Annotated in this window: 16 protein-coding genes; 11 read left to right on the top strand and 5 right to left on the bottom strand. The window is 65.1% G+C overall.

What is annotated here, in order from left to right:
- Positions 1-152: 152 nt before the first annotated feature.
- On the top strand, positions 153-2,969 hold the full coding sequence (polA, locus tag CX676_RS07480) for a DNA polymerase I (protein WP_101752065.1): 2,817 nt from the start codon (positions 153-155) through the stop codon (positions 2,967-2,969).
- The gene (locus CX676_RS07475) at positions 2,969-3,967 is read left to right on the top strand and encodes a cation diffusion facilitator family transporter (RefSeq protein WP_101752064.1); all 999 of its coding nucleotides are present in this window, start codon (positions 2,969-2,971) and stop codon (positions 3,965-3,967) included. The genes polA and CX676_RS07475 overlap by 1 nt, the downstream gene beginning before the upstream one ends.
- A 10-nt stretch (positions 3,968-3,977) precedes the next feature.
- Here CX676_RS07475 and CX676_RS07470 read toward each other — a convergent pair whose 3' ends face one another.
- Positions 3,978-4,817 (bottom strand): universal stress protein, encoded by an 840-nt coding sequence (locus CX676_RS07470; protein ID WP_101752063.1) that lies wholly within the window; start codon positions 4,815-4,817, stop codon positions 3,978-3,980.
- A 375-nt stretch (positions 4,818-5,192) separates the two neighbouring features.
- On the opposite strand from CX676_RS07470, the gene CX676_RS07465 reads away from it, so the two are divergent.
- Positions 5,193-5,399, top strand: coding sequence for a cold-shock protein (locus tag CX676_RS07465; protein WP_101754201.1), 207 nt, complete (start codon positions 5,193-5,195; stop codon positions 5,397-5,399).
- Positions 5,400-5,469: 70 nt separating this feature from the next.
- On the opposite strand, the gene miaB is transcribed toward CX676_RS07465, so the two are convergent.
- Complete coding sequence (gene miaB, locus CX676_RS07460; RefSeq protein ID WP_101754200.1) at positions 5,470-6,798, bottom strand: tRNA (N6-isopentenyl adenosine(37)-C2)-methylthiotransferase MiaB; 1,329 nt, start codon at positions 6,796-6,798, stop codon at positions 5,470-5,472.
- Between the two features lie 116 nt (positions 6,799-6,914).
- Between miaB and CX676_RS07455 the strand changes: the two genes are divergently transcribed.
- Entirely contained in the window at positions 6,915-7,247 is a 333-nt protein-coding gene (locus CX676_RS07455; RefSeq protein WP_101752062.1) for a TfoX/Sxy family DNA transformation protein, read from the top strand.
- 6 nt (positions 7,248-7,253) lie between these two features.
- Here the strand turns inward: CX676_RS07455 and CX676_RS07450 are convergent, their stop codons facing one another.
- Both CX676_RS07450 and CX676_RS07445 read right to left on the bottom strand, forming a co-directional pair.
- Entirely contained in the window at positions 7,254-7,541 is a 288-nt protein-coding gene (locus CX676_RS07450) for a GNAT family N-acetyltransferase (RefSeq protein WP_101752061.1), read from the bottom strand.
- Positions 7,541-8,179, bottom strand: coding sequence for a CDGSH iron-sulfur domain-containing protein (locus CX676_RS07445; protein WP_101752060.1), 639 nt, complete (start codon positions 8,177-8,179; stop codon positions 7,541-7,543). Before CX676_RS07445 ends, CX676_RS07450 begins: the two co-directional genes overlap by 1 nt.
- A 187-nt stretch (positions 8,180-8,366) precedes the next feature.
- Here CX676_RS07445 and CX676_RS07440 point away from each other — a divergent pair, with 187 nt between their 5' ends.
- The 4 genes from CX676_RS07440 to CX676_RS07425 all read left to right on the top strand — a co-directional run bounded on the left by CX676_RS07440 (position 8,367) and on the right by CX676_RS07425 (position 12,455).
- A complete protein-coding gene (locus CX676_RS07440) occupies positions 8,367-9,947 on the top strand; it encodes a cytochrome ubiquinol oxidase subunit I (protein ID WP_101752059.1) in 1,581 nt (526 codons plus the stop codon).
- 5 nt (positions 9,948-9,952) lie between these two features.
- Entirely contained in the window at positions 9,953-11,119 is a 1,167-nt protein-coding gene (gene cydB, locus CX676_RS07435; RefSeq protein WP_101752058.1) for a cytochrome d ubiquinol oxidase subunit II, read from the top strand.
- A gap of 15 nt (positions 11,120-11,134) precedes the next feature.
- Positions 11,135-11,272 carry a cytochrome bd-I oxidase subunit CydX gene (cydX, locus tag CX676_RS07430; RefSeq protein WP_101752057.1) on the top strand — a complete coding sequence of 46 codons (138 nt, stop codon included), beginning with the start codon at positions 11,135-11,137 and terminating at the stop codon, positions 11,270-11,272.
- 82 nt (positions 11,273-11,354) lie between these two features.
- The gene (locus CX676_RS07425; RefSeq protein ID WP_101752056.1) at positions 11,355-12,455 is read left to right on the top strand and encodes a pyridoxal phosphate-dependent aminotransferase; all 1,101 of its coding nucleotides are present in this window, start codon (positions 11,355-11,357) and stop codon (positions 12,453-12,455) included.
- A 76-nt stretch (positions 12,456-12,531) separates the two neighbouring features.
- Here CX676_RS07425 and CX676_RS07420 read toward each other — a convergent pair whose 3' ends face one another.
- A complete protein-coding gene (locus CX676_RS07420) occupies positions 12,532-15,621 on the bottom strand; it encodes a valine--tRNA ligase (protein ID WP_101752055.1) in 3,090 nt (1,029 codons plus the stop codon).
- Between the two features lie 199 nt (positions 15,622-15,820).
- Here CX676_RS07420 and CX676_RS07415 point away from each other — a divergent pair, with 199 nt between their 5' ends.
- From CX676_RS07415 to CX676_RS07405, 3 genes are all read left to right on the top strand, one after another.
- Positions 15,821-16,825: a DctP family TRAP transporter solute-binding subunit gene (locus CX676_RS07415; protein ID WP_101752054.1), complete on the top strand. Its 1,005-nt coding sequence runs from the start codon at positions 15,821-15,823 to the stop codon at positions 16,823-16,825.
- Between the two features lie 72 nt (positions 16,826-16,897).
- Positions 16,898-17,578, top strand: coding sequence for a TRAP transporter small permease (locus tag CX676_RS07410; protein ID WP_101752053.1), 681 nt, complete (start codon positions 16,898-16,900; stop codon positions 17,576-17,578).
- A 3-nt stretch (positions 17,579-17,581) separates the two neighbouring features.
- On the top strand, positions 17,582-18,970 hold the full coding sequence (locus CX676_RS07405; protein ID WP_101752052.1) for a TRAP transporter large permease: 1,389 nt from the start codon (positions 17,582-17,584) through the stop codon (positions 18,968-18,970).
- Positions 18,971-18,988 lie beyond the last annotated feature (18 nt).

Raw genomic sequence — 18,988 nt, 5'->3', positions numbered from 1 at the left:
GTGCACCGGATGTGCACCGCGCGTATACCGCCGGTGCACTGACCGCGCCAATCAACTTGCCCTGACGATCCCGGCTCTGGGGGCATCGCCCCCTTGGCCTTGGCCCGCGCTTTGTGTCAGAACGGACCCTGAACCGGAAAGGGACCAAGACCATGAGCTTCGGCAAGGGCCACCACCTGCACCTGATTGACGGCTCGGCCTTCATCTTCCGCGCCTATCACGCGCTGCCGCCGCTGACCCGGAAATCCGACGGGCTGCCCATCGGCGCGGTGGCGGGCTTTTGCAACATGCTGTGGAAATATGTCACCGACGAGCGCGGGGCGGATGCGCCGACCCATGCGGCGGTGATCTTTGACCATTCGGCCAAGACCTTCCGCAACGAGATCTATCCCGAGTACAAGGCCAATCGCCCGGAACTGCCCGAGGACCTGCGCCCGCAATTCCCGCTGACCCGCGAGGCGACCAAGGCCTTCAACATCGCCTGCATAGAGACTGAGGGTTATGAGGCCGATGACATCATCGCCGCGCTCTCCTGTCAGGCGCGCGATGCCGGCGGCTCGGTCACCATCATCAGCTCGGACAAGGACCTGATGCAGCTGGTGGGCAATGGCGTCGGCATGCTGGACCCGATGAAGAACCAGCCGATCGGCCCCGACGAGGTGTTCGAGAAATTCGGCGTCGGTCCCGACCGGGTGGTCGATGTGCAGTCGCTGGCCGGGGATGCGGTCGACAACGTGCCGGGCGCGCCCGGCATCGGCATCAAGACCGCCGCCCTGCTGATCCAGGAATATGGCGATCTGGAAACGCTGCTGGAACGCGCCGGCGAGATCAAGCAGCCGAAGCGCCGGCAGACCCTGATCGACCATGCCGAACAGATCCGCATTTCCAAGCGGCTGGTAACGCTGGATTGCGACACGCCGCTGGATTTCACGCTCGAAAGCCTCGAGGTGAAGGAACCGGACCCGCAGGTGCTGATGGGCTTCCTGTCCGAGATGGAATTCCGCACCCTGACGAACCGCGTGGCCGAACGGTTCAAGACCGAGGCGCCGGTGATCAGCAGCGCCCCGGTGGCGCCAGCCGCCGATGGGGCAGGGGTCGCGCCCAAGGGCGGGCCGGATTTCCCGGCCATCGACCGGGCCAGCTACACGACCATCTCGGACGCCGCCACGCTGGAGCAATGGATCGCCGAAATCCGCGAGGCGGGCCATGTCGCCATTGATACCGAGACCACCAGCCTCGACGAGATGCAGGCCGAACTGGTCGGGATCTCGCTTTGCGTGACGGCGGGCAAGGCGGGCTATATCCCGCTTGGCCATGTCGCGGGAGAGGCCGACCTGTTCGGCGGTGGCGCGAAGGCCGAGGGGCAGATGGACCGCGATGCGGTGCTCAAGGCGCTGAAGCCGGTGCTGGAAGACGATGCGATCCTGAAGATCCTGCACAATGCCAAATATGACTGGAAGATCCTGGCCCGACACGGCGTCCGCATGGCGCCCCTGGATGACACCATGCTGCTCTCCTATGCCCTTCACGCGGGGCTGCACAATCACGGCATGGACGAGCTGTCGCAGAACTACCTGAACCATGCGCCGCAGCCGATCAAGGATCTGATCGGCTCGGGCAAGTCGCAGATCAGCTTTGCGCAAGTGCCGGTCGACAAGGCCACCGGCTATGCCGCCGAGGATGCCGACGTGACCCTGCGCCTGTGGCAGATCTTCCGCCCGCAGCTGATGCCCAATGCCGTGACCACCGCCTATGAGCGGCTGGAGCGCCCGATGATCCCGGTTCTGGCCGGGATGGAGATGGCGGGCATCCGCATCGATCCGCAGCACCTGTCGCGCATGTCGGGGGCCTTTGCCCAGAAGATGGCGCAATACGAGGACGAGGCGCAGCGGCTGGCGGGGACCAAGTTCAACCTTGGCAGTCCGAAGCAGCTGGGCGAAATTCTTTTTGATCAGATGGGCTTGCAGGGTGGAGCCAAGGGAAAATCGGGGGCCTATTCCACCAGCGCCGATGTGCTGGAGGATCTGGCGGCCGAGGGGCATGACCTGCCCGCGCGCGTGCTGGACTGGCGCGGGGTGGCCAAGCTGAAATCCACCTATACCGACGCGCTGCCGACCTATGTGAACCCGGAAACCGGGCGGGTTCATACCAGCTATTCCATCACCGGGGCGCAGACCGGGCGGCTGGCCTCGACCGAGCCGAACCTGCAGAACATCCCGATCCGCACCGAAGAGGGCCGCCGCATCCGCGAGGCTTTCATCGCCGAGACGGGCAACAAGCTGGTCAGCCTCGATTACAGCCAGATCGAACTGCGCATCCTCGCCCATGTCGCCAATATCCCGGCGCTGCAGCAGGCCTTTCACGAGGGCATCGACATTCACGCCATGACCGCAAGCCAGATGTTCGGCGTGCCGGTCGAGGGCATGGACCCGATGGTCCGCCGTCAGGCCAAGGCGATCAATTTCGGGGTGATCTACGGCATCTCGGGCTTTGGCCTGTCGCGCAACCTGCGTATCCCGCGGGCCGAGGCTCAGGCCTTCATCGACACCTATTTCCAGCGTTTCCCCGGCATCCGCGAATACATGGACAAGACCGTGGCCGATGCCAAGCGCGACGGTTTCGTGCGCACTCTGTTCGGGCGGCGGATCAACACACCCAACATCAACGCCAATGGCCCGGCGGCGGGCGGGGCCAAGCGCGCCGCGATCAACGCACCGATCCAGGGGGCGGCGGCCGATATCATCCGCCGCGCCATGATCCGCATGCCCGTGGCCATTGCCGATCTTCCGGCAAAGATGCTGCTGCAGGTCCATGACGAACTGGTCTTCGAGGTGCGCGAGGATGCCGTCGATGACCTGATCGCGACTGCCCGCCGGGTGATGGAGGGCGCGGCCGAACCGGCGGTGAAGCTCGACGTGCCGCTGGTCGTCGATGCGGGGGTGGGAGACAACTGGGCGGAGGCGCACTGATGGGGGCGGGTCACAGCCACGGCGGGCACGGCCATCACGGGCACAGCCATCCGGTTCCCACGGGTGACCGCGCGATCCTCTGGGCGGTGATCGTCAATCTGGCGCTGACGGCGGCGCAGATCGTCGGCGGCTATGTCGCCGATTCCACCGCGCTGATCGCCGACGGGGTGCATAACCTGTCGGACGCTATGGCGCTGGTTCTGGCCTTTGGCGCGCGCCGGCTGGCGCAGCGCCCGGCCACGCCGGATTTCAGCTTTGGCTGGGGCCGGGCCGAAATCGTCGCCGCCTTCGTGAACTTCCTCGCGCTGATCGCGGTGTCGATCTGGCTGGCGATCGAGGCCTTTGGCCGGCTGACCGATCCGCCCGAGGTGGCGGGCGGGCTGGTCATGGGGCTGGCGAGTTTCGCGCTGATCGTCGATCTGGCGACGGCGGCGCTGGTCTATCGCTCGGCCAAGGAAAGCGTGAACATCCGCGCGGCCTTCCTGCACAATCTGGCCGATGCCGGTGTCTCGGTCGCGGTCATCATCGGCGGGGCGCTGATCTGGGCCTTTGGCTGGTACCTGGCCGACCCGATCCTGACCGTGCTGATCTCGGTGGTGATCCTGTGGCACATCGCCGGCGAGATCGGCCCGATCTTCCGCAGCCTGATGCTGGCCGCGCCGCCGGGCATCGAGCCCGACGAGGTGCTGGGCGCGCTTGGCCAGATGCAAGGCGCTGCGGGCGCGCATCACCTGCACCTGTGGCAGATCGATGAAAAGCGCAACGCCGCCTCGGTCCATCTGATCGCCGAGACGACCGAGTTCCACGGGCTGATCCGTGACGCGAAGTCGATGCTGCGCGAGAAGTTCAGCATCCATCACACCACGATCGAGATCGAATTGCCGGGCAGTGACTGTGCCGACGAGCCGGGCGAGGATCTGGCCGAGGATCATGATCACGACCACGATCATGACGACGACCATGGCCATGACCACGGGGGTCACGGCCACCGGCATTAGGCGCGGCGCGTCAGCGGGCCATCAGAACGGGCACGCGGGATTTCTCCAGCATGTTGCGCGTCGCGCCGCCCAGGATCGCCTCGCGGAAGCGGGAATGGCCATAGGCGCCCATGACGATCAGGTTGGCGTCGATCTCCATCGCGCGCTTGTTGATCTCGTCGCTGATGGTGGGGGTGGTGCGGGCGATGACAGCGACATCGGCCTTGACCCCGTGCCGGGTCAGCATCTGCGCCAGTCCGGCGCCGGGCTCCGAGCGTTCGACCCCGCTGCGGCCCGGATCGATGATCGCGATCTCGACCGATTCGGCGGCGCGCAGCAGGGGCAGGGCGCGGCGCACCGCGCTCATCGCCTCGGTCGACTGGTTCCAGGCGATCAGGATGCGCTTGAAGCCGCCGGCGGGCAGCCCGGCATCGGGCACCACCAGAACCGGGCAGCCGCCCTCGAACATCGCCGCCTCGATCACGGCCTCGCCGCCGGCCGAGGCCTTCTTGCCATAGGGCTGGGCCATCACCGTCAGGTCGGAATAGCGGGCGCGCATCCCCACTAGGTTGGTCATGCCGCCGGTCTGGGCGACGGCGGCGCGGACGCACCAGCGCAGGCCCGATGTGTTTTCCAGCCGGACGGTGACCGCCTCTTTCAGCGCCTCGGCCTCTTCGACCGCCGAATCGACCGATTCCTGGAAGACATAGGGGGTGCCGCCGGGGAAATAGTAACCGGGCTGGCTGAAATCGAAGCCGAGGCAGAGGATTTCCAGGTGGCCGTCCTCTTGCCGGGCCATCGCCTCGGCAGCCTGAAGTTGTAGCAACTGCCCTTCATCGGACAGGATGGTCAGGATACTTTTATAGCTCATGTCAGCCTCCTCGTGGCTGGTCGGGCGTGATGCTGCCCTTCCTTACAGGTAATCACGAAGCCCGGTCCCCACAAAGGCGTTTGCGCAAAAGAGCCGTGATTTCAGGGCAGAATTCCGGCAAAGCGGGCCAGCATTTGCTGCTGTCCTTGTCATCCTGCGACGGCATGCCGCAGGCGATTCCTTGCCGAAATGACGCAACGACGCGAATCCATGCTAGATCGCTTGATTATTTGCCCGAACGCGCTTAGGTGGCGCTGGCTACGTTATCTCTGCTTCGACCTGTTCTCCGCGTTGCGGCATCAGTCATCGAGTTTGATCTGACTGCGCCGGGCCGCCGCACTTCCGCGGGCGGCAAACATGAATGGAGACATCACGATGGCCAACGGCACCGTGAAATGGTTCAACGCCACCAAGGGTTACGGCTTCATCGCCCCCGAGGGCGGCAAGCGCGACGTGTTCCTGCACATCTCGGCGATCGAGCGCGCCGGTCTGTCGCACCCGCAAGACGGCCAGGCTGTCAGCTTCGACATCGAAGCCGGCCGCGACGGCCGCGAATCGGCGACCAACCTGAAGTTCATCTGACCTTCAGGCGCTGAGCGCGAACGGAAGGCGTCCCTCGGGGCGCCTTTTTTCGTTTCCGGATGTGCCGGCCTCAGGCGGCGAGTTCGCCGTGCAGCGAGTTCGGCGCGCTTTCGATGATGCGCACCTGCACCAGATCGCCCACCTGCGCCTCGGGCGCCTCGACAAAAACCGAATGCAGATAATCGGACTTGCCGATCATCTGGCCGGCGATCCGGCCCGGCTTTTCGAACAGCACGCCAAGCGTCCGGCCGATCATGCCTTCCTGCGCGGCCTTCTGCTGGCGCGACAGCAGGGCCTGCAATTCCTGCAACCGGGCATCTGCGACGGCGCCATCGACCTCGGGCCGGTCATAGGCCGGGGTGCCGGGGCGGGGGGAATACTTGAAGCTGAAGGCGGTGCCGAAACTCACCGCCGCGACCAGGCGCAGCGTGTCGGCATGGTCCTGGTCGGTCTCGCCGGGGAAGCCGACGATGAAGTCGCTGGTCAGCATGATGTCGGGACGCGCTGCACGGATGCGGTCGATCAGCCGCATGTAGTGATCGGCCGTGTGCTTGCGGTTCATCGCCTTCAGGATGCGGTCGGACCCTGACTGCACCGGCAGATGCAGGTAGGGCATCAGCTGCGGCACATCGCGATGCGCATCGATCAGGTCATCGGCCATGTCATTGGGGTGGCTGGTGGTATAGCGGATGCGGTCCAGCCCCTCGATCTCGCCAATGGCGCGGATCAGCCGGCCAAAGCCCCAGTCGCGCCCGTCTTCACCCGCGCCATGCCAGCCGTTGACGTTCTGGCCCAACAGGGTGATCTCGCGCACGCCGCGCGAAACAAGGTCGCGGGCCTCGCGCAGGATACGCTCGACCGGACGGCTGACCTCGGCGCCGCGAGTATAGGGGACGACGCAGAAGGCGCAGAACTTGTCGCAGCCCTCCTGCACGGTCAGGAAGGCGGCGGGGGCGCGGCGGGTGGCGCGGCGCTGGGGCAGGTGGTCGAACTTGTCCTCTTCCGGGAAGTCGGTGACGATCTTCGGCGCCTCGCCCCGGACCATCGCCGGCAAGCGGTGATAGGCCTGCGGCCCGACGACCAGATCGACCAGCGGCATCCGCCGGGTGATTTCCTCGCCCTCGGCCTGCGCCACGCAGCCGGCGACGCCGATCTTCAGATCGGGCTTCTCGGCCTTCAGCGGCTTCAGCCGGCCAAGGTCGGAATAGAGCTTCTCGGCCGCCTTTTCCCGGATATGGCAGGTGTTCAGCAGCACCATATCGGCCTGCGACTGATCCTCGGTCAGCTCATAGCCTTCCGCGCCCATGGCCTCGGCCATGCGCTGGCTGTCATAGACATTCATCTGGCAGCCATAGGTCTTGATGAACAGCTTTTTCGGGGCTGCGGTCGGATCGGTCATCGGCATTGTCCTCGGGATTGCCGGGCTGATACAGGAAAGCGGGGGAATTGGAAAGCCGGGGGCGCCGCCCCCGGACCCCCGGGGATATTTAGGCCAAGATGAAGGCGAGGGTGCGGATGGACAGCGATCTGACCACGATCCAGAGCATCGGGCCGGCGACAGCCGCCCTGCTGATCGAGGCCGGGGTGCCGGATGCGGCGACCCTCAGGGCGATGGGGGCGCATGAGGCCTATCGGGCGCTGCTGATCGCCGGGAACAAGCCGCATTTCATCTGGTACTACGTCATGCACATGGCACTGCAGGGCCGGCCCTGGAACGATTGCCGGGGCGAGGAAAAGGCCGGGCTGCGGCGGCAGTTCGACGATCTGGTCGCCGAGGTCAGGGGCGTGCCGTTGTCGGGGATCGAGGCCGAGTTGAGGGCGCTGGGTCTTCTCGCGCCACGGGGCTGAAAGGGCTCAGGGTAGAAGGTCCGACCAGTCCGGGTGGCGCTTGAACTGCGCGTTCACGAAGGGACAGAGCGGCATCACCTTGATGCCGGCCGCGCGGGCATCGGCGATCATCGCCTCGGCCAGCGCCAGCCCGACCCCGCGCCCGCCGATCTCGCGCGGAACGCCGGTATGGTCGGCGATGATCATGCCGGTGCCGGCCTTGGAGAAGGTCAGTTCGGCCTCGACCCCGTCGACCACGGTGACATAGCGGCCGCGGCTCTCGCTTTCCTCGCGCCGGATCTGGAAATCGCTCATCAGTCTGCCCCGTCCGCCTTGAACCCGGCTGCCTTGTGGCTGCCGTCACAGAAGGGCTTGTTCTTAGACTGGCCGCAGCGGCAGAGAAAGGCCTTGCGCACGGTCGTCACCTTCCGTCCGCTGCCGGCGATGATCTGCAGGTTGCCGGCGATCATGTTCGGGCCATCCTTGGTGGGCGTGACCTCCAGCGGGCCGTCGAAGGCCTCGAGCGGCTTGCCGTCTTTCGAGGGAATGTCGGAGGTGGCGCGAAACTCGGCCTTCAGATGGCTGTTGTCGCAGAAGGGCATCCGCTGCGACTGGCCGCAGCGGCACAGCACCGCCCGCATCCGCGGCTCCTGCCCGGCAATGCGGACATCGCCGCGCAACTCGTTGGGACCATCCTCCCAGGGGCGCAGGGTGTTGACCCCCGGCGCCTGTTCCTCGAGTCCGCCATCCTTGCGCTGATAGGTCAGCGCCCCCGAGGGGCAGGCGCCGATGACCCGGGCGATCTCCTCGGCGGGGGCGCTATCGGGAAAGATCCACTGGCCCTCGACCCCGGCGCGGAACACGCCCGGCAGGGCCAACACGCAGCGCCGCGCGTGGATGCAGCGCTTGCCGTCAAAGGTCACGATGATGCTGTCGGAGGAGGCGGGGGGCATGGGCAGGCTCCGTTGGCTGGCAATTGGGCTGGCGGGACGAATGCCCCGATTGATGCCGGATCAGAGGCCCCTGTCAACCAAGCAGAAATTAAGGGGGGGCGCGACGACACGCCGCGCCAGTTGACCATTGGTGCGGGCTTGCAAATCCGCTAGCGTGGCAGAACCCAAGCAAGGAGACCCCCCGCTCATGGAGTTTGGTGTTGTCGAACTGTCGCGACTTCAATTCGCGATGACTGCGCTATTTCATTTCCTGTTCGTGCCGCTGACCATCGGCCTGTCGATTCTCGTCGCCATCATGGAGACGGTCTATGTGATGACCGATCGCCCGATCTGGCGGCAGATGACCAAGTTCTGGGGCATGCTGTTCGGCATCAACTTCGCCATCGGCGTCGCCACCGGCATCACCATGGAATTCCAGTTCGGCATGAACTGGTCCTATTACTCGCATTACGTTGGCGATGTGTTCGGCGCGCCGCTGGCCATCGAGGGGCTGATGGCCTTCTTCATGGAGGCGACCTTCGTCGGCCTCTGGTTCTTCGGCTGGGACAAGCTGTCGAAACAGGCGCACCTGCTGGTCGGCTGGCTGGTCGCCATCGCCACCAATTTCTCGGCGCTGTGGATCCTGATCGCCAATGGCTGGATGCAGAACCCGGTCGGCGCCGAGTTCAACCCGATGACCATGCGGATGGAGTTGACCAGCTTCTACGAGGTCATGTTCAACAGCGTGGCGCAGGCGAAGTTCGTCCATACCGTCAGCGCCGGCTATGTCACGGCCTCGATGTTTGTCCTCGGTGTCTCGGCCTGGTACCTGCTGAAGGGCCGGCATGTCGATCTGGCGCGGCGCTCCATCGCGGTGGCGGCCAGCTTTGGCCTCGCCTCGGCGCTGTCGGTGGTCGTGCTGGGCGACGAATCTGGCTACGATACCGGGCTGAACCAGAAGATGAAGATGGCCGCGATCGAGGCCATGTGGCACACCGAGCCGGCCCCGGCCTCCTTCACCCTGTTCGGCATTCCCGACAAGGAAGCGCGCGAGACGAAATGGGCGATCCACATCCCCTATGTCATGGGGCTGATCGGCACCCGGTCCTTCAACGAGGTCATCCCCGGCATCGAGGACCTTGAATCCGAGGCGCGCCAGCGCGTGCGCTCGGGCCTGATCGCCTACGAGACGCTGATGACCATCCGCGAGGACCGCGAGGCGACCGACCCGGCGGTGATCCAGCGATTCGAGCAGCATTCCGAGAACCTCGGCTATGCCTTCCTCTTGCGTCGCTATCTCGACGATCCTTTGCAGGCCAACGACGAGCAGATCGCGCAGGCGGCCGAGGATACCATTCCCCCGGTCTTCCCGCTGTTCTGGGCCTTCCGCATCATGGTCGGCTGCGGCATGGCGCTGATCGCGATCATGGGCTTCTTCTTCTACCGCTCGTCCTTCAGCGGCGGACGGCACCCGCGATGGGCGCTGCGGCTTGCGGTGCTGGCCATCCCGCTGCCATGGATCGCGGTCGAGATGGGCTGGATCGTGGCCGAGGTCGGCCGCCAGCCATGGACCGTGGACGGCATCCTGCCCACGGCCATGTCGGTCAGCAATCTTTCGGTGACCGAGGTTCTGATGACGCTGATCGCCTTTGCCGTCTTCTACTCGGTGCTGGCCGTGGTCGAGATGGGATTGATGCTGAAATACATCCGCAAGGGTCCGCATGAGGATGTGGAGCTGACCGAAACCTGGATGGACGCGCATCGCGCCCGCCTGAGCCCGGCGGAGTAACCCCGATGATCATGCATGAACTGATTTCCTTCGAGATCCTGCGCGTCATCTGGTGGCTGCTGATCGGGCTGATGCTGATCGCCTTTGCCCTGACCGACGGTTTCGACATGGGGGTGGGGGCGCTTCTGCCCTTCGTCGCCAAGGACGATCTGGAACGCCGCATCGTCATCAACACCGTCGGCCCGGTCTGGGAGGGCAACCAGGTCTGGTTCGTCCTTGGCGGCGGCTCGATCTTTGCCGCATGGCCACCGCTTTACGCGATCAGCTTCTCGGGCTTCTACCTCGCCATGTTCCTGATCCTCGCGGCGCTGATCTTCCGGCCCGTGGCGTTCAAGTATCGCAGCAAGCGCGACGATCCGCGCTGGCGGGCGATGTGGGACCGGGCGCTGTTCCTGTCGGGCACGGTGCCGCCACTTCTGTTCGGTGTGGCGGTCGGCAACGTGCTTCTGGGCGTACCCTTCCACCTGACCGACGACCTGCACGCGGTCTACGAGGCGGGGCCGTTCATGAAGCTTTTCGGCCTCTTGCGCCCCTTCGCGATCCTTTGCGGGGTGGTGTCGGTGGCGATGATGGTGATGCATGGCGCCGGCTGGCTGGTGCTGAAGACCGAGGGCGCCATTCAGGCGCGGGCGCGCGACTATGGCGCCAAGGCCGCCGTGGTCGTACTGGCCGGCTATGCGCTGGCCGGGCTGTGGATGGCCTTTGGCGTCGACGGCTTTGCCTTCGTGACCGAGCCGCCGCATGACGGGCCGTCGAACCCGCTGGTCTCGGAGGTGGTGCACCAGGGCAGCTGGTTTGCCGCCTATGCGACCCGTCCCTGGATCATCATTGCCCCGATCATGGGCTTCGTCGGCGCGGGCATGGCAATGCGTGCGCTGCGCAATACCCGGGACGAGCTATCGCCGCTGATGTGGTCGAAGATGGCGATCGTCGGCATGATCTCCTCGGTCGGGCTGGTGATGTTCCCCTTCATCCTGCCCTCGAACACCAATCCGAACAGCTCGCTTACGGTCTGGGACGCCTCGTCCTCGCATCTGACGCTGTTCGTCATGCTGATCTGCGCGCTGATCTTCCTGCCGCTGATCCTGCTCTACACGGCCTGGGTCTACCGCACGCTCTGGGGCAAGGTGACCAAGGCCGATGTCACCGATCCCGACACACACAGCTATTGAGGAAAGGAGGCTCGCATGTGGTATTTCGCCTGGATCCTCGGCCTGCCGCTGGCGGCGCTGTTCGCCGTGGTCAACGCCATGTGGCTGGAACTGCAGGAGGACCGCCGGCTGCTGAACCAGCGCCGGCCGCCACGCTCGCGCGACGAACTTTAGGGGGGCGGTTTCACGATCTTCGGCACGTTACCGTCGCCGCGGGGCTTGCGCGAGATCACCAAATCGCGGAAGCCTCGGCATCATGAAAACGCCCCGCTTCGCCCCGATCCCCGCCAGCCTGCCCGCCACCGTGCCCTTCGTCGGCCCCGAAACGCTGGAGCGTCAGCGCGGCGCGCCCTTTGCCGCCCGGCTTGGCGCGAACGAGAACGGCTTCGGCCCCTCGCCGCGCGCGGTGGCGGCCATGGCAGAGGCGGCGGGCGAGATCTGGAAATATGGCGACAGCACCAATCACGAGCTGATGGCGGCGCTGGCCGCGCATCTGGGGGTGACGCCGGATCACCTGGTGGTGGGCGAAGGGATCGACGGGCTGCTGGGCCTTGCCGTCCGACTGATGATCGCGCCGGGCGATCAGGTGGTCACGTCCGAGGGCGCCTATCCGACCTTCAACTATCACGTCGCGGGCTTCGGTGGGGTGCTGAACAAGGTGCCCTATCGCGATGACGCCGAGGACCCGGCGACGTTGGCGGCAAAGGCGCGTGAGGTCGGGGCGCGGCTGACCTATCTCGCCAATCCCGACAACCCGATGGGCACATGGAGCGAGGGCAGGGCGATCGAGGCGATGCTGGACCAGCTTCCCGAGGGCGGTCTCCTGCTGCTCGATGAGGCCTATGTGGAGTTTGCCCCGGCTTCGGCCATCCCCACAATCAACGCCGACGACCCGCGCGTCATCCGCTTCCGCACCTTCTCCAAGGCTTACGGCATGGCCGGGGCGCGCATCGCCTATGCCTTCGGCAATCCCGAGCTGATCGCCGGCTTCAACCGCATCCGCAACCATTTCGGGGTGAACCGCATCGCGCAGGCCGGCGCACTGGTGGCGCTTGCCGATCAGGACTGGCTCGAGGCGGTGAAGGCGCAGGTCGTCGCCGCCCGCGACCGCATTGCCCGGATCGGCCAGCAGAACGGCTTGACCGCGCTGCCCTCGGCGACGAATTTCGTCGCCCTCGATACCGGGCGAGACGGGGCCTATGCCCGCGCGCTGGTGGCGGGGCTGGCCGAGGAGGGGGTGTTCATCCGCATGCCCGGTATTGCGCCGCTGGACCGCTGTGTCCGCATATCCTGCGGGCCGGAGGCCGAATTGGACCTCTTCGCCGAGGCTCTGCCAAAGGTTCTGGCGCGGCTCTGACCCCGAGGTTGGATGGATATTTGAACGAGAAAGAAACCAGCCTCTCGCTCGTCCAAATATCCCCGCCGGAGGCGTCCTACATCGCCGCCAGCTGCGCCAGTGCCGCGTCGAGCCGGGCAATATCCTCGTCCAGCGCCGCCAGCTTCTCGCGGGTTTCCTCGATCACCTCGGGCTCGGCGTTCTCGACGAATTTCGGGTTGCCGAGGCGCTTGCGCAAACCATCGGCATCCTTGATCGCCTTGCCTTTCGCCTTGTCCAGCCGCGCGCTTTCCGCCGCCGCGTCGATGACGTCACCGATGGGCAAGGCGAAGCTTGCCCCCTGCGCCGCCACCGCGATCATGCCCTTGGCCATGGCACCGTCCTGCGGCGCGTTCACCCGGGCCAGACGCTCGATCAGCGGTGCATTGGCGGCCAGTGCCGCGCGGGCGGCCGCGTCAGCTTCAGTCACGATCAGGTCGAGCTTGGCACCCGCCGGCACGCCCATCTGGGCGCGGGCCGAGCGGATGCTCTCGATCAGCGCGATCACCCAGTTCATCTGCCGGTCGGCGTCAGTATCGATCAACTCGGCGCCGTAGGTCGGCCAGTCGCCATGGACCAGCATCTTGGTGCGGTCGCCGGTGAGCCGCCACAGGTCCTCGGTGACGAAGGGCATGATCGGATGCAGCATCAGGTAGCACTGGTCCAGCACCCAGCCCATCGTGGCGCGGGTTTCCTCGGCATGTTCGCCATCGAAAAGCGGCTTGGCGAACTCGACATACCAGTCGCAGACCTTGCCCCAGACAAAGGCATAAAGCCCGGTCGCGGCGTCGTTGAAGCGATAGGTGTCCAGCGCCTCGTCGGTGGCAAGGCGGATGCGGGCGACCTCGCCGATGATCCAGCGGTTCACGGTATGGCTCGGCTCGGGCCGCGCGCCGCCGCCGCGGACGCCGTTCATCTCGGCAAAGCGGGTGGCGTTCCAGATCTTGGTGACGAAGTTGCGGAAGCCCTCGACATGGCGCGGCCCCAGCTTGGGGTCGCGGCCCATGGCGGCCATGCTGGTCAGGGTCATGCGCAGCGCGTCGGCGCCGAACTCGTCGATCAACAGAAGCGGATCGATGACGTTGCCTTTCGACTTCGACATCTTGGCGCCCTTCTCGTCGCGCACCAGACCGTGGACATAGACGGTGTGGAAGGGCACATCCTTCACCACCTCCATCTGCATCATCATCATCCGGGCGACCCAGAAGAAGATGATGTCGAAGCCGGTGACCAGCACATCGGTCGGGAAGTATTTCTGCATCTCGGGCGTGGTCTCGGGCCAGCCGAGCGTGCCGATGGGCCAGAGACCAGAGGAGAACCAGGTGTCCAGAACGTCCGGGTCGCGCCAGACGGGATAGACCAGTTTGGTCGGGTCCTGGCTGAGGTTATAGTCAGCCAGCCCCTGCGCGAAGGCATCGATGGCGGCGGCGCGGTCGGCAACCTCGATCACCCGGGCGATCTCCAGCGGCTGCGGCAGGCCGGCGATGCTGTCGCGGAAACGCTCAACCACCTCGGCGAACTGCGGCGCGGCATGGTGGATCTGGTCGCGATGAACCAGACCCTCTTCCAGCAGGGCGAAGATTTCCACCTCGTCCAGCGCGCCGTCATGATCATCGTCGACCTGGCCTTCCAGCGACAGGTCGAGCCCGTACCAGACCGGGATCTGGTGGCCCCACCACAGCTGGCGCGAGATGGTCCAGGGCTCGATATTCTCGAGCCAGTTGAAATAGACCTTCTTGTGCTGCTCGGGCAGGATCTGGGTGCGGCCATCGCGCACGGCCTCGAGCGCGGGGCCGACGATCTTCTGGGTATCGACGAACCACTGATCGGTCAGCATCGGCTCGATCACCACGTTCGAGCGGTCGCCGAAAGGCTGCATGATCGGCTTGGCATCGACCAGCGCCCGGCGCTCGAGATGCTCGGCGTTGGTTTCCTTGTCGATTTCCTTGTGCAGATAGGTGACGGCCAGACCTTCGGCCGTGATCTCGTCGATCACCCGCTCGCGCGCCTCGTAGCGGTCAAGGCCGCGCAGATGTTCGGGGACGAGGTTGACGTTCGAGACATCGCCAACATCCTCGCCCTGCGCGGCGCGGGTGGCGATCTCGGCGCTGTCCTCGTAGGACAGCCCGTCCTCGCGCATGGCGCCCTTGCTGTCCATCAGCGCGTAGAGCGGGATGCCGTTGCGCATCGCCACGGCATAGTCGTTGAAGTCATGCGCCCCGGTGATCTTCACCGCGCCCGAGCCGAATGTGGGATCGGGATATTCATCGGTGATGATCGGGATCAGGCGGCGGTGCGCCTTGGGTCCGACCGGAATTTCACAAAATTTCCCGACGATTGCGGCGTAACGTTCATCCGACGGATGAACCGCGACCGCGCCGTCGCCCAGCATGGTCTCCGGTCGGGTGGTGGCGATGGAGATATAGTTGCGGGTCTCGCGCAGGGTGACGTTGCTGTCCTCGTCGCGCTCCACGTATTCATAGGTTTCGCCGCCGGCCAGCGGGTATTTGAAATGCCACATATGGCCCGGCACTTCGCGGTTCTCGACCTCGAGGTCCGAGATCGCGGTCTCGAAATGCGGGTCCCAGTTCACCAGCCGCTTGCCGCGATAGATGATGCCCTTGTCGTAGAGATCGACGAAGACCCGGATCACCGCATCGTGGAAATTGCCCTCTTCGCCCTTGGGCGCACCCGGCGCGCCGGACATGGTGAAGGCATTCCTCGACCAGTCGCAGGACGCGCCGAGACGCTTCAGCTGGTTGATGATCGTGTCGCCGGATTCCTGCTTCCAGGCCCAGATCTTCTCGACAAAGGCCTCGCGGCCGATCTCGCGCCGGTTCGGCTCCTGCCGTTCGGCCATGCGGCGCTCGACCACCATCTGCGTGGCGATGCCGGCATGGTCCTGTCCCGGCTGCCACAGCGTGTCGAAGCCGCGCATCCGGTGCCAGCGGACCAGGATGTCCTGCAGCGTGTTGTTGAAGGCGTGGCCGATATGCAGGCTGCCGGTGACGTTGGGCGGCGGGATCATCACCGTGAAGGTTTCCTTGCGCGAGGCATTGGCCCCCGCCGCGAAGGCATTGGTTGCTTCCCATTCGGCCGCGATGCGGGCCTCGGCGGTCGTCGCGTCGAAGCTTTTGTCCATGGTCATGGTTCTGGTCCCGTTTTCTCTGCAACGGGGCTTAGCGAAACCGCGCGAAAAGGCCAAGGCTTGCCATGCGTTTCTGCCGGAACCGTCAAGGGCCGGGGCGGGAGTTTAGGGTTGCCATATCTGGATCGGTTGCCGAAAGTGAAAGCCTAAGCAAGCCGGGCCACATAATCCGGCTGCGAAAGTTTGGGAGGACTGCTTCATGAAATCGATTCTCACCGCCGCCTGCGGGCTGGCGCTCATGTCCACTGCTGCGCTGGCCGATCCGGCGAAATGCGATGACGGCGAAACCGTGGTGAAATTCAGCCATGTGACCAATTCCGACAAGCACCCCAAGGGCATCGCGGCGCAACTGTTCGCGGACCGGGTGAATGCCGAGATGGATGGCAAGATGTGCGTCGAGGTCTATCCGAACTCGACGCTTTACGATGACGATGCGCTGCTGGAGGCCATGCTGCAGGGCGATGTACAGCTGGGCGCGCCCTCGCTGTCGAAATTCGAGGCCTTCACCAAGGTCTTCCAGATCTATGACCTGCCGTTCGTGTTCAAGAACATCGCGGCGGTGGATGAATTCCAGGCCTCGGAAGCGGGGGCGGCGATGAAGGCCAGCATGGAGCGTCGCGGCATCCTTGGCCTCGAGTTCTGGCACAATGGCATGAAGCAGCTGTCGGCGAACAAGCCGCTGATCACGCCCGAGGATGCCAAGGGGCTGAAATTCCGCGTCCAGCCCTCGGATGTCATCATCGCGCAATTCGAGGCGCTTGGCGCCTCCGCGCAACCCATGGCCTTTGCCGAGGTCTATGGCGCGCTGCAGACCGGCGTGGTCGACGGGCAAGAGAATGCCTGGTCGAACATCTATGGCCAGAAATTCTACGAGGTGCAGGACGGCACCACCGAGACCAACCATGGCGTGCTGGACTACCTGGTCGTGGCCTCGGTCGACTGGCTCGACAGCCTCGACCCGGCGGTGAAGGACCAGATGCTGACCATCCTGAACGAGGTCACGGTGGAACGGAACGGCGCGGTCAACGATGTCGACATGGCGGCGCGGCAGTCGATCCTCGATGCCGGCGGCAAGATCGTCGAGCTGGATGATGCGCAGCGTCAGGCCTGGGTTGATGCGATGAAGCCGGTCTGGTCGCAATTCGCCGAGGGCGTCGGGCAGGAGAACATCGACGCCGCGCAGGCGATCAACGAGAAGCACTGACCCTGAAGAACAGGACCCGTCCCGCGCGCGTCGCGGGGCGGGCCGTTTCCCGCGCCACTCGGGGAGGGGGCAATGAGCTATCGTTACGAGCCGAAGGGTCCGGTCGGGCGCTTCGTCAACAGTCTTGAAGAAAACACCATCGCCATCCTTCTGGGGCTGATGACGATCCTGACCTTCGTCAATGTCATCCTGCGCTATGTGTTCCAGTCCTCGCTGATCTGGGGGCTGGAGCTGACGCTGGCGCTGTTCGCCTGGCTGGTGCTGCTGGGGATCTCCTACACGGTCAAGATCAATGCCCACCTGGGGGTGGATGCGCTGATCAACATCCTGCCTGCGGGCGCACGCAAGGCGCTGGCGCTGATGGCCGGGGCGCTGTGCATCTTCTATGCGCTCTTGCTGCTGAAAGGGGCCTGGGATTACTGGGCGCCCTTCGCCGGCTACCAGCAGACCGGAGGGCGCTGGTTCCCGACGGGCTTCATCCCGACCCGCGACCGCGCCTTCTACGTGACCGAGCAGATCCCGATGCCGGCTTTCCTGGCCTGGATGGGCGATGTGTTCAACATGGGCGAGCCCTACGAGAAGCTGCCGCGCCTGATCCCCTATTTCGTCCTGCCCTTCGGCATTGCACTTTTGCTGTTTCGCCTGCTGCAAGCCACCTGGCAGGTCTGGACCGGCGAGCGGCAGAGCCTGATCGTCAGCCATGAGGCCGAGGACGCCGTCGAGGAAGTCCGCCATCTCAATCGCGGAGACTAGGGCATGGATGTCCTTCTGCTGTTCGTCCTGATCGTCGGGCTGATGCTGCTGGGCCTGCCCATCGCCATCGCGCTTGGCCTGTCCTCGACCCTGTTCCTGTTGTGGTTCTCGGACACCTCGCTCGCCTCGATCGCACAGACGCTCTATAACGCGATGGAGGGCCATGCGACGCTGCTGGCCATCCCCTTCTTCATCCTCGCCTCCAGCTTCATGTCTACCGGCGGCGTGGCGCGGCGGATCATCCGGTTTTCCATCGCCTGCGTCGGCCATCTGCCGGGCGGGCTGGCGATTGCCGGGGTCTTTGCCTGCATGATGTTCGCGGCTTTGTCGGGCAGCTCGCCCGCCACCGTGGTCGCCATCGGCTCCATCGTCATCGCCGCCATGCGGCAGGTCGGTTACTCCAAGGATTTCGCCGCCGGCGTGATCTGCAATGCCGGCACGCTTGGCATCCTGATCCCGCCCTCGATCGTCATGGTCGTCTATGCCAGCGCCACCGATGTCTCGGTCGGGCGGATGTTTCTTGCCGGCGTCATCCCGGGCCTTCTGGCCGGGTTCATGCTGATGGCCACCATCCTGATCATCGCCATCTGGAAGAACATGCCGCGCGGTGAGTGGCAGGGCTGGGGCGAGATCTGGGCCAGCTTCCGCGAGGCCTTCTGGGGGCTGATGCTGATCGTCATCATCATGGTCGGGCTTTACGGCATACCGGGCGTGACCAAGGCGATCTTCACGCCGACCGAGGCGGCGGCGGTGGCGGCGGTCTGGGCCTTTGTCGTAGCGATCTTCATCTACCGCGACATGGGGCCGCTGCGTGACGGCGAGCGTCGCATCCCGCTGTGGCAGAAGCCGCAGGCGCTGGTCACGGCCTTCTTCCACCGCGGCACGCGCGATGTGCTGCTGGAGGCCGGCAAGCTGACCATCACGCTGATGTTCATCATCGCCAATGCGCTGATCCTGAAGCACGTGCTGACCGACGAGCAGATCCCCCAGCATATCGCCGGGGCGATGCTGGATGCGGGCTTTGGCAAGATCATGTTCCTGATCATCGTGAACGTGATCCTGCTGATCGGCGGGCAGTTCATGGAGCCCTCGGGCCTGATCCTGATCGTCGCGCCGCTGGTCTTTCCCATTGCCATCGAGCTGGGCGTCGATCCGATCCATCTCGGCATCATCATGGTGGTGAACATGGAGATCGGCATGATCACCCCGCCGGTGGGGCTGAACCTCTTCGTCACCTCGGGCGTGGCCGGCATGTCGATGATGCGGGTGGTCAAGGCCGCGCTGCCCTTCCTCGGCGTGCTGTTCGTCTTCCTGATCCTGATCACCTATGTGCCGATCCTGTCGACATGGCTGCCGACGCTGATGATGGGGCCGGAAACCATCGTGAGGTGAGACTTGCAGCGCGGCCGT

The organism is Paracoccus zhejiangensis (assembly GCF_002847445.1).
GTDB lineage: Bacteria > Pseudomonadota > Alphaproteobacteria > Rhodobacterales > Rhodobacteraceae > Paracoccus > Paracoccus zhejiangensis.
The sequence above is the reverse complement of the archived record's forward strand: the minus strand, read 5'-3'. Positions and strand labels throughout refer to the sequence as shown.